Annotated in this window: 10 protein-coding genes and 1 pseudogene; 5 read left to right on the top strand and 6 right to left on the bottom strand. The window is 56.9% G+C overall.

Features of this window, described 5'->3' with window-relative positions; genetic code table 11:
- Nucleotides 1-322 precede the first annotated feature (322 nt).
- Complete coding sequence (locus ACEN2J_RS19980) at nucleotides 323-1,063, bottom strand: amino acid ABC transporter permease (protein WP_442108412.1); 741 nt, start codon at nucleotides 1,061-1,063, stop codon at nucleotides 323-325.
- Nucleotides 1,064-1,069: 6 nt separating this feature from the next.
- The gene (locus ACEN2J_RS19975) at nucleotides 1,070-1,816 is read right to left on the bottom strand and encodes an amino acid ABC transporter ATP-binding protein (protein WP_442108410.1); all 747 of its coding nucleotides are present in this window, start codon (nucleotides 1,814-1,816) and stop codon (nucleotides 1,070-1,072) included.
- 124 nt (nucleotides 1,817-1,940) lie between these two features.
- Between ACEN2J_RS19975 and ACEN2J_RS19970 the strand changes: the two genes are divergently transcribed.
- Nucleotides 1,941-2,717, top strand: a complete 777-nt coding sequence (locus ACEN2J_RS19970) for a transporter substrate-binding domain-containing protein (RefSeq protein WP_442108408.1) — start codon at nucleotides 1,941-1,943, stop codon at nucleotides 2,715-2,717.
- A gap of 81 nt (nucleotides 2,718-2,798) precedes the next feature.
- Nucleotides 2,799-3,431, top strand: a complete 633-nt coding sequence (locus tag ACEN2J_RS19965) for a glutathione S-transferase family protein (protein WP_442108406.1) — start codon at nucleotides 2,799-2,801, stop codon at nucleotides 3,429-3,431.
- A gap of 375 nt (nucleotides 3,432-3,806) precedes the next feature.
- Here ACEN2J_RS19965 and ACEN2J_RS19960 read toward each other — a convergent pair whose 3' ends face one another.
- The 4 genes from ACEN2J_RS19960 to ACEN2J_RS19945 all read right to left on the bottom strand — a co-directional run bounded on the left by ACEN2J_RS19960 (nucleotide 3,807) and on the right by ACEN2J_RS19945 (nucleotide 8,548).
- Nucleotides 3,807-4,541, bottom strand: a complete 735-nt coding sequence (locus ACEN2J_RS19960) for a 16S rRNA pseudouridine(516) synthase (protein ID WP_442108404.1) — start codon at nucleotides 4,539-4,541, stop codon at nucleotides 3,807-3,809.
- Between the two features lie 461 nt (nucleotides 4,542-5,002).
- Nucleotides 5,003-7,336 carry a heavy metal translocating P-type ATPase gene (locus ACEN2J_RS19955; protein WP_442108402.1) on the bottom strand — a complete coding sequence of 778 codons (2,334 nt, stop codon included), beginning with the start codon at nucleotides 7,334-7,336 and terminating at the stop codon, nucleotides 5,003-5,005.
- 152 nt (nucleotides 7,337-7,488) lie between these two features.
- Nucleotides 7,489-8,160, bottom strand: coding sequence for a TVP38/TMEM64 family protein (locus ACEN2J_RS19950; protein ID WP_442108400.1), 672 nt, complete (start codon nucleotides 8,158-8,160; stop codon nucleotides 7,489-7,491).
- Nucleotide 8,161: 1 nt separating this feature from the next.
- Complete coding sequence (locus ACEN2J_RS19945; RefSeq protein WP_442108398.1) at nucleotides 8,162-8,548, bottom strand: DUF302 domain-containing protein; 387 nt, start codon at nucleotides 8,546-8,548, stop codon at nucleotides 8,162-8,164.
- A gap of 542 nt (nucleotides 8,549-9,090) precedes the next feature.
- Between ACEN2J_RS19945 and ACEN2J_RS19940 the strand changes: the two genes are divergently transcribed.
- From ACEN2J_RS19940 to ACEN2J_RS19930, 3 genes and pseudogenes are all read left to right on the top strand, one after another.
- On the top strand, nucleotides 9,091-9,483 hold the full coding sequence (locus tag ACEN2J_RS19940; protein WP_442108396.1) for a hypothetical protein: 393 nt from the start codon (nucleotides 9,091-9,093) through the stop codon (nucleotides 9,481-9,483).
- A gap of 70 nt (nucleotides 9,484-9,553) precedes the next feature.
- Entirely contained in the window at nucleotides 9,554-9,775 is a 222-nt protein-coding gene (locus ACEN2J_RS19935) for a hypothetical protein (protein WP_442108394.1), read from the top strand.
- Nucleotides 9,775-10,176: pseudogene (locus ACEN2J_RS19930) on the top strand (TolC family protein); the annotation flags it as partial. The gene ACEN2J_RS19935 and the pseudogene ACEN2J_RS19930, both read left to right, overlap by 1 nt.
- Nucleotides 10,177-10,254: the final 78 nt, after the last annotated feature.

Raw genomic sequence — 10,254 nt, 5'->3', positions numbered from 1 at the left:
TGATGACTTCGTGGAGGACACCGATCTCGCGGCCCGCATCAAAGCTAAATCGCCGCGGTAACAATGGAGCGGTTACGGTGGAAGGCGGCCTAAATAGTGTAGCCGGACGAAGGCTTTCGCAGAATACTACCCCCCGCGCGGGCCATGCAGACGCTATAGGTTAACGGTCGAGGTTCGCACGTGAACAGCAGCAGGCCGCCCCCAACCCTCTTTGCCGCGGAACTTATCGATTTTAATACGGTGCGGGGCGATCCCGACCGACGTGATCGAGTGGAAACATCTCATGCTCAATCTCGTCCCTCACCACGAAGAAATGCCCGCCTTAGCCCCGCTCATTCACTTGCATCCGCCGCTCGAACCAGCGCACGCAAGCCGAGACGATCAGGATAAGCACCAAATATTCCAGGACCAGTATCGAGTAAATCTCTAACGGACGATATTCCGATACGACCAGCTCATTCGCTTTTCGGGTCAATTCTTGCATCCCGATCACCGACACCAGCGACGACATTTTCAGCATGTAAACCAGCTGATTGCCCAAAGCGGGCAGAATGCGGCGGATCGCTTGGGGTAGGATCACATAGCGCATTGTGTCCTTATACCCGAGTGAGACGGAATAGGCCGCCTCATACTGGCCGCGTGCAATGCTTTGGATACCTGCGCGGAAAATCTCGGCCTGAAACGCGCTGTCGGACAGCGCCAGCGCCAGCACACCGGCCCAAAACACGCCGATGGTGATGCCCGTCACAGGCGGCAGGCCATAGTAAACCCACAAGATCAGCACCAAAACCGGCACCGCGCGCACCACCTCGACATAGCTGCGGCTTATGCCGCGCAGCCATTTGTTCGATGACAAAGCGGGCAGCGCAACCAAAAGCCCCACGACGATAGAAATCGCAATCGCGGTGGCCGAAAGCTGCACCGTATAGGCAAGCCCCGAGAGCATGAACTTTAGGTTGTTATACCCTTGGGTCGTGGTCGGATTGACCACATACCAGCCCCAACTGCCTGAACAGCCCGACAGCAAAAGCATGGTTGAAAGCAAAGCAAGAAGACGCATCATCAGCCCCTAATGGTTCAGGATTTTTTGCAGAAAATCCTGCGTTCTTACACTCTTGGGCGCAGAGAAAAAGTCTTCGGGCGGCGCCACTTCGACAATCTCGCCGTGGTCCATGAACACCATCCGGTCGGCGACACGGCGGGCAAAGCCCATCTCATGCGTGACCACCAGCATCGTCATGCCTGTGGTCGCCAGCTCGGCCATTACCTCAAGCACCTCGGAGATCATTTCGGGGTCAAGTGCGCTGGTCGGCTCGTCAAACAGCATGATCTCAGGCTCCATGCACAGCGACCGCGCAATCGCCACACGTTGTTGCTGGCCACCCGAAAGCTGACGTGGGTATTTATCCGCCTGCTCGGGGATGCGCACGCGCGCCAGATACCGCGTGGCGATCTCGCGGGCGGCGGCAGAACTCATGCCACGCCCGCGCATCGGGCCAAGCATCAGGTTCTCCATCACCGTCAAATGTGGGAAAAGGTTGAACTGCTGAAAAACCATCCCGACCCGACCGCGCACCTTTGACATGCTGCGATTATCCGAACCCACGCGCAGGCCGCTCACGAAAACATCACCGCTGCCATAGGCCTCTAGCCCGTTGATACAGCGGATCAACGTCGACTTACCCGACCCCGACGGCCCGCAGATCACCAGACGTTCGCCCTTGGCCACTTCAAGAGTGATGTTTTTCAACACTTGAAACGCATCATAATGCTTGGAAACCTGCGCAAATCGAATGATTGCAGTACTATCGTCCATAGAATGTTATTCCTTGTGCCCTACGGCTTGATCTGCTGCAAAAAGCCCTAGATAGCTTTGCATTGCAAAATGGCAACGGCAAGGATCGTTGTTGAACAGATAAAAGAACCCTTGGGAGATACTTATGACGTTTATGAAAACCGTGCTAGTGGCAGCAACGCTGATCGCCGCACCTATGGTGGCAAGCGCGCAATCCGCCTTGAACGACATTCTGTCGTCTGGCGTGTTGAAGGTCGGGACAACAGGCGATTGGAACCCGATGACGATGAAGGACATCGCGACAAACACCTACACCGGCTATGATATCGACGTGATGACCGCCCTTGCCACTGATCTGGGCGTCACAGTTGAATTTGTGCCGACCGATTGGAAAACGCTTGTCGCGGGTGTGACCGCAGGCACTTACCACATCACCGGCTCTGCCTCGATCAGCCCTTCACGGGCAAAAGCTGCGGGATATTCCGACAGCTATTTTAGCCTTGCTACCGTGCCGCTGATTAACAAAAAAGATGCCGATCTGTATAAAGACTGGGCCGATCTCGACAAGCCAGAGGTGACCGTTGCTGCGACACTTGGCACGACGCAGGAAAAGCAGGTCAAGGAATTCTTCCCGAACGCCGCCCATAAGATCGTCGAAGCCCCTGCCCGCGACTTCCAAGAGGTACTTTCGGGGCGTGCGACCGCGCATATCACCTCAAACGTCGAGGCGAACAAGTTGGTCGCACAATATCCCGAGTTGATGATCGTGCCGGTTTCTGCACCACGCGCGAAAACACCGGTGGCTATGCTGATGAAGCAGGATGACCAAGTTTGGATCAACTACGTCAACACTTGGATTACTTTGCAAAAAGAGGCTGGGCTGTTCGACACGCTGGCTGCGAAGTGGCAGCTTTCAAACTGATCGCTTGAACGGCTAACAAGGGGCGCGCACCAGCGCCCCTTGTTTCATGACCGCCCACTTTTGATACTCAGAGGCCGCCGCATGCTTACGCTTTATTCCGTGCCACACAGCCTGTATTGCGCCAAAACACGAATCCTGCTGCGCGCCAAGGGGCTAACATGGCAAGAGCACATGCCAGCCAGCGACCCCGAGGGCTTTGCCAGCGCCTCGCCCTTTGGCAACTTGCCGGCGATCACCGTGGGCGATTTCAGTCTGAGTGATAGTGAAGCGATTGCCGAATACATCAATGAGGCCTTTCCTGCACCGCCATTATTGCCCACCGATATCAATGCCCGTGGGCGTATGCGCGAGCGCGCCCGCTTTCACGACACACGGCTGGAACCCGCCGTGCGCAGCCTATTCCCGCTTGTCACCACGCCAGACCCAGAAGCCGCTGCGCGTGCGGTTGCAGGGATTGCAAAACGGCTGGATCAGCTTGCGGTTTTGCTGGCGCATGACCTGCCCTTTGGCCTTGGCGACTGCGGCTTTGCACCAACATTTCTCTGGATAGACCTGCTGACGCAAGACACCGGCCAAACACTGATCTGGCCAGACCCAGTGGTAGCCTACCGAGAGAAATTACAGGAAATTCCAGCGGTTGCGGCCGAGATTACGGCCTATTCTCGGCATGCACTGGAATGGGTTGCCGAAAAACAAGCCCTTCGCAGGGCGTAGCGCGACGTTAATTGGGGGGTAAGCGCCCCTTTTCCGCATATGACGTGGCCCTGCTTATTAGGACAGTTTAACGGCTTAGCTAAGCTGTATTCGGGTTAGATTAATGCTGTCTTTTAGGAGTGTTCCGCATTCCTCGTCCCCCAGACCTAACGCGAGCGATGCTGGCACACACGCAGACCATCACATCAAAGCGTGCAATATACCGCGATAGGTCACCCTCCGACCACCTGAACCGTCAAAAGCAAACGAGTGCTATCGCTCCTGACGAAGTGAAAGCCAAAAACGTTGCGAAAGAGCCTTCTCCGCAGGTGTTTGGCAATGCAAGTTCTGTCCTAGGCGCTCGTTGCGTTGGCGTGCTATTGTGCGGCGCTCGGCCTACTGAAAGATCGAGGCGATTTCTTCTCCACTCAGCAGTTTCCACTGACCGGGAGCCAAGCCATCAGGCAGTGAAAGACCGCCCAAACTTTCGCGGTGCAGTTCTTCTACGTGATTGCCGGTGGCAGCAAACATGCGGCGCACCTGATGGTATCGGCCCTCGGTCACACTAAGCAGGACTTCGGTTTCGGAAATTATGTCCAGTTCGGCAGGGGCCAGCGGCTTGTTTTCGCCCTCCAGCATCAAAAGGCCCGAAGCAAACTGGTCGGCTTCCGAGCCATTGAGCGGGCGGGCCAGCTTGGCACGATAGGTCTTTTTGACATGGCGCTTGGGGCTGATGACACGGTGCAGCAGGTCGCCGTCATCCGTCAGCACCAAAAGACCGGAGGTCTGCTTGTCCAAACGGCCGATGGTCGAGATCGCCGGATTACGCCATCTCCAGCGATCGGGCAGGATGTCATAGACCAGCGCGCCCTCTTCTTTATGCGAACAGGTCATGCCCAAGGGCTTGTTCAACAGGATGGCCATGCCCGCGACGGGATCCAGCGCCTCGCCGTCAATCTTCATGCGGGTCGGTAAATCTGGCGTAATAGGGATGCGTTTGGTGACGTCCAGGAGGTCGGCCGCGTCCAGAGTGATACCGCCAGCCTTGGCCATCTGCGCTATTTCCCTGCGCGAGCCATAGCCCATAGAGGACAGCAACTTGTCGACGCGGGAGGTTGGAAACTTAGCCATTACGTTCGGTTCCTCAAGTCGGGATCTGATACCAGAGAGTGTAGAATAACACTCTATGGTTTTTGCTCATCGCTTTGGGCACCGACATTAATCTGTGACGGGGAATTGGGCCCAACATGCGTACTATATCGTTCTTGTTGGGACATACCAAGGTGAACAAGACAGTCAAACATCTGGGCACCGACCTTCAAAACCCCTCAACGGTTTCTGAAATCATCGAAACCTGAGCGTTTGGGCTGGCCAAAACGGCCGGCCCTTAGCGGACCGTGCCCCAATGGCAAAGGGCTATCAGCCAGCGAGGCAGGCAAACCAACCGTTGCCAGCGCGGCCATTACAGCCGACACGTCCCCGCATACCTTCAATCGAGACCTTTCGCTCTGCCATATCAAACGTGACGCATGCTGCAGGGTCAAGGGTCGAGAATGTGGAAGGTTGTGATTAGAATCTCCTTTTCGGTTTTTTTATAGATCGACACGCCGCAGGCGCAGCGCGTTGGTGATGACGGATACTGAGGACAAGCTCATCGCCGCCGCCGCAATCATAGGCGACAGCAACAGCCCCGTGACCGGATAAAGCAGCCCTGCCGCGATTGGCACACCGACAGCATTATAGGCAAAGGCGAAAAACAGGTTTTGCTTGATATTGCGCAGAGTGGCGCGGGCCAGTTTTCTTGCCCGCACGATACCCATCAGGTCACCGCCCAAAAGCGTGATGCCAGCACTTTCCATCGCCACATCCGCGCCGGTGCCCATAGCGATACCAACATCGGCAGCGGCCAAAGCGGGTGCATCATTCACCCCGTCACCTGCCATTGCGATTTTGTGCCCGTCGCGGCGCAACTGGTCGATCAAGTTCTTTTTATCCTCGGGCAAAACACCAGCGCGCACCTCGTCGATGCCAAGTTTGCTTGCTACCGCCTGCGCAGTACGCTCGTTGTCGCCTGTCGCCATGATGACACGCAGGCCTTGCGCATGCAGCGCCTTGATGGCCTGTGCGGTGCTGTCTTTGATCGGGTCAGCCACGGCCACGATGCCTGCAAGCGCTCCATCAACGGCGACGAACATCGCGGTCTTGCCCTCGGTCCGCAGCGCATCCGCTTTTTCCTCGGCCTGCGCGGTGTCCAAGCCCATCTCTTGCATCATCGCGGTGTTGCCAAGGGCCACGGCGCGGCCACCAACAGCACCACGCACGCCTTTGCCGGTAACGGACTCAAAATCCTTAGCCTCTTGCCGTGCAGCACCCTGCGCTTCGGCTCCCTCGACAATTGCCTCGGCCAAAGGATGTTCCGAGCCACGCTCCAACGCCGCCGCCAAAGACAGAATATCAGCCTCGGCAATGTCACCAAGGGCCACAGTATCGGTCAGCTTTGGTTTGCCCATGGTCAGCGTGCCGGTCTTGTCCACGATCAGCGTGTCAACGCTTGCCATGCGTTCCAGCGCTTCGGCATCCTTGATCAGCACACCCGCCTGTGCCCCGCGTCCCGCCGCAGTGGTGATTGAAATCGGGGTAGCAAGACCAAGCGCGCAGGGGCAAGCGATGATCAGCACAGAAACGGCAGAGGCGATGGCATAAACCAGCGCGGGCTCCGGCCCAAAGATCATCCAGACAACAAAGGCCAAGATCGCCGCGCCAACCACGGTCGGCACAAACACCGCCGACACACGGTCAGCCATGCCTTGGATCGGCGCGCGTGAGCGTCGGGCGTTGGACACCATCGCCACGATCTGCGCCAGCACGGTATCTGCACCGACCTTGCCCGCCTCAATGACCAAAGACCCGTTTTTGTTGATGGTTGCCCCAGTTACGGCATCGCCGGGCCCCTTTTCAACGGGCATGGATTCGCCGGTCAGCATGCTTTCATCCAGATTGGACTGCCCTTCGATCACCACTCCGTCAACGGGCACCGCATCGCCGGGGCGCACCCGTAGTCGATCACCTTCCATGACGTTGTCCAGCGGGGCATCATATTCGGTGCCGTCTGGCAAAATGCGCCGCGCAGTTTTTGGCGCAAGATCCAGCAAGGCGCGGATCGCATCGCCCGTGCGTTCCCGCGCTCGCAACTCCAGCACTTGGCCGACAAAGACCAGCGTGATGATCACCACAGCCGCCTCAAAATAGGTGCCCACACCTTGGCCCATCCGGTAGGCATCAGGAAAGATGCTTGGCAGAAAAGTTGCCACGATAGAATAGAGATAGGCCGCCGCCACGCCAAGGCTGATCAGCGTCCACATGTTCGGGGACCGGTTGACCAGCGAGTCCCAACCACGCTTGAAGAAAGGTGCTGCAGCCCAAAGAACAATCGGTGTCGCCAATACAAACTCCAGATAGCTGGCGATCTGATGGCCGATCCAATCACGCACCGGCAGGCCAACGAATTCCCCCATGGTCAGAACGATGAGAGGCGCCGCCGCCACTGCGGATATCAACATCCGGCGCGTGAAATCTGTCAATTCCTCGCTGGGTTCGTCTGTTGGCAGCATCGGCTCCAACGCCATGCCGCAAATCGGGCAAGCACCGGGGGCATCACGGACAATTTCTGGGTGCATCGGGCAGGTGTATTGTGTATCAACAGCTACGGTTTTCTTACGTCCTTCGGCCCGCCCCTGCGCATAGAACCATGGATCATCCTTGAATTTTGTCTGGCATTTGTCCGAGCAGAAATGGAATGTTTTGTCCTGAAACGCTGCGTGGCGCGCCTCAGGATCAATCGCAACCATCATACCGCAAACCGGATCCTTTGCTGTTTCAGCGCCCTCGGGAATGTTCGACTTCGCATGGGAATGATTGTGTTCCATGGTGTGACAACTTTCTTTTGGATTTCTTGGGCCTAAGCCATCCAATAACGAGAAGCTTAAACTTTATTCGTAGTCGTTTTGCCTTATAAGGTTGCGGGCCAGAAGCTACCGCGCGGGCAGAGAAATGCTGTTTTTATCGTAGGTTTGCGCCATCAGGTTCCCTTTTTTGTTTTCTGTCTCAACGCGACCCAAAGCATGGGCAATCCGGTGATCAGTCCAAGGCCCAAAACCGCCCAAGTCGTGCGGCCCATGTCTCCGCTTATCGCTTCGCCGCCAAAATGCGCGAGGACGAAGCTTGCAGGTATAATTCCAGCCAATGTTGCCAAACCAAAGCGCCACAGATGTAGGCCGCTAAGCCCCGCCGCATAGCTGATCATATCAAAAGACAGGAAGGGCATCAGGCGACTGGCAAATACGGTCCATGTCAGGGCATTCTGCGAGCCAAGCAATCCAGCATCCAACCGCTCGCCGAACATGTGGCGCAGCACATCACGCCCGAGGTGTCTGGCCAGACCAAAGGCAATCAACGCGCCAAGTTCGGCACCGATGGCGACCAGAACCGTGCCCCAAACATCCCCGTAAGCCGCACCAGCCGCCATAGCGATCGGCGCACTCGGAAGCGGGCTGACAACGATAGCAAGAGTCATCAGACCGACAATCAACAAAGGCCCCCAAAGACCCGCTCGCGCCACCAATGCCTCCAACGCGTCACGATCCATAAGTCGCTTGGCGTCGACTAATATAGACGGCGCGAACCACCAAAGCGCAAGCATAGCGAGCCCGAGGATTGCCATCGCCACAAGGAGGCTGCGGCGCAAGGTCATCTCAAATGGCCTTAACGGCATTAGCCAAAAGGTCACGCACCTGTCCCGCCACCGCATGCAGCGCCGCATTGTCGATTGCCTGCATCGAGGCCACAGGATCAATCGCGCTGACCTCCACGCCACCGTCAACTTCGCGCAAAATCACATTACAGGGCAACATGGTCCCCACGCGTGGCTCTATCCCAATGGCCTCATGCGCCATTTTCGGGTTGCAGGCGCCAAGGATGCGATAGGCAGGCATCTCGACATCCAGCTTCTTCTTCATCGTCGCCTTAACGTCGATCTCGGTCAGGATACCAAAACCCTTTTCGGCCAAGGCCGCACGGGTGCGCGCATCAACGGCATCAAAATCAGCGCCCGCTATCAGACGGTTAATTGTATAGTCCATTGTGTTTCCCTTTGGTTCATTTGCGCAGGTATTTGACCAACGCCGCGATTGCGAGGCCGACCAGCACAAAGATGACGATCATCCATATCCAGCCAAGGCCCATTCCATAGCCATTCATTATCATTTTCACCTAACCTGTGATAGCTTTGTATCTGCTGACAAACGCTGGTCACAGGCCCGTCACGGCCCATGACCGAACGCACTGTCGCCAGTCACCCGCAGATTTAAGCATTGCTTACCGCACAAGCGCCGCATCATGTTCACCGCGCCAGCGCTGTTTTCCCTTCCGTTCGTTGCAAACGGATATCGAAACCAGATCGCACCCTGGGCCTTCCAGCCACGGGAAGGTCAAGGGCATAATGAAAGAAGGAACCTCGTCTAAATTGGCAGGGATAATTAGAAATGCTGGGTAAGCATCTTCCCGCGCTGGACAGTTCCAAATAAAACAAGCGATTTGAAAAATAGGACGCTCACGGGTTTGTCAGAAACCTTCCCGCGCTGGAAGCGTTGACAGAGGGGCGTGCTTGCGCCATCGCTGTGCTATGAGAAAGAAAAGTTCCATTGCAAGTGTGATCAAGGTGCTTTCGTGCCTTGTTGTTGCGTTTGCGCTGGCGTTTTTTCCACCGGCCTCGGCGCATGCGACGATGGGAGTTCATGGCGACCATTCCAATGTCACGCAAAGCGCTGGCCATGCAGCTGGGTTGGTCCATGCCCATGCTTCGGCACAAATGGATTGTGGCACCAGCACGGGAAAACACGCGTCCAATGCAGGGCTGCATCAATGCTGTGCGGGCATGTGTATGGCAGCGATTTTAATTGATGGCTTTGCGCCGCCACCTGCTGAAGCCGCGCTACTTGATCCCGTTATTCTTCACTCGACGCTCGTCGCAGCTGATGCCAGCGGCTTTTTACGCCCTCCAAAACACTTGATCTGACATCCGGCCCCGCGGGGTCGGCCTCTTTGCGCTGATAGAGCGCGGACTGTCCTTTGATCAGGTAATACACATGAAATCCCAAATCCTAACCGGGGCGTGTGCCTTGGCGCTTGGTGCTTGTGCATCCACGCCAACGCCGCTTCCCAATACCACCGCCTTGCAGGCCGCAAGCCTTCCTGGGGCGACTGCTCCGCTGCGCGCCGCAGACCCGCTGGCCGGTTACACCTACCGCGCCCCGACCGGGCCGCGCGATTGGCGCGAAGTCAATCAAGAACAGACGGAGGGCAACTGATGCGCATTCTTAAAAACCCTATGCTTATTGCGGGGCCGCTGTTGCTGAGCGCCTGTGTCGGGGCCGTTCCCGGCGCCTATACTGACAACAAGGCCGGATTTGCGGCGATCTCATCCCAAACCTTTGCGGCCATTGGCAAGCAAACCGCCTTTGCCCAATCGCAGGCGGGAAATGAGGCTTTGCGGCGGCAGGTTCAGGCCTTGGTGCGTGGCAAACGCATCGGTGCAGACACCGCAGTTCAGGCCGCCCTGTTCAACAACAAGGGGTTGCAAGCCTCCTATGCCAACGTCGGGCTTTCTGCGGCAGAGGCTTGGCAGCAATCGACCCCGGAAAACCCCATCGTATCAATAGGCCTGCTTGGGATAGGCGCACCCGAGCTGGGCGCATACCGCGCGATCGAAGTGAGAACGGCAGTGCAAAAGTGAGCCACGGAAGTGGCGTGATAATCTCGCTGCGGGCAGCGTAAAATGTTGCCACTT

It is taken from the genome of Pseudorhodobacter sp. W20_MBD10_FR17, from assembly GCF_052119765.1.
Lineage (GTDB): Bacteria > Pseudomonadota > Alphaproteobacteria > Rhodobacterales > Rhodobacteraceae > Pseudorhodobacter.
The sequence above is the reverse complement of the archived record's forward strand: the minus strand, read 5'-3'. Positions and strand labels throughout refer to the sequence as shown.

Coding starts and splice junctions, on each gene's coding strand:
- ACEN2J_RS19980 (WP_442108412.1), bottom strand. CDS start 1,063: ATGATGCGTCTTCTTGCTTTGCTTTCAACCATGCTTTTGCTGTCGGGC.
- ACEN2J_RS19975 (WP_442108410.1), bottom strand. CDS start 1,816: ATGGACGATAGTACTGCAATCATTCGATTTGCGCAGGTTTCCAAGCAT.
- ACEN2J_RS19970 (WP_442108408.1), top strand. CDS start 1,941: ATGACGTTTATGAAAACCGTGCTAGTGGCAGCAACGCTGATCGCCGCA.
- ACEN2J_RS19965 (WP_442108406.1), top strand. CDS start 2,799: ATGCTTACGCTTTATTCCGTGCCACACAGCCTGTATTGCGCCAAAACA.
- ACEN2J_RS19960 (WP_442108404.1), bottom strand. CDS start 4,541: ATGGCTAAGTTTCCAACCTCCCGCGTCGACAAGTTGCTGTCCTCTATG.
- ACEN2J_RS19955 (WP_442108402.1), bottom strand. CDS start 7,336: ATGGAACACAATCATTCCCATGCGAAGTCGAACATTCCCGAGGGCGCT.
- ACEN2J_RS19950 (WP_442108400.1), bottom strand. CDS start 8,160: ATGACCTTGCGCCGCAGCCTCCTTGTGGCGATGGCAATCCTCGGGCTC.
- ACEN2J_RS19945 (WP_442108398.1), bottom strand. CDS start 8,548: ATGGACTATACAATTAACCGTCTGATAGCGGGCGCTGATTTTGATGCC.
- ACEN2J_RS19940 (WP_442108396.1), top strand. CDS start 9,091: ATGAGAAAGAAAAGTTCCATTGCAAGTGTGATCAAGGTGCTTTCGTGC.
- ACEN2J_RS19935 (WP_442108394.1), top strand. CDS start 9,554: ATGAAATCCCAAATCCTAACCGGGGCGTGTGCCTTGGCGCTTGGTGCT.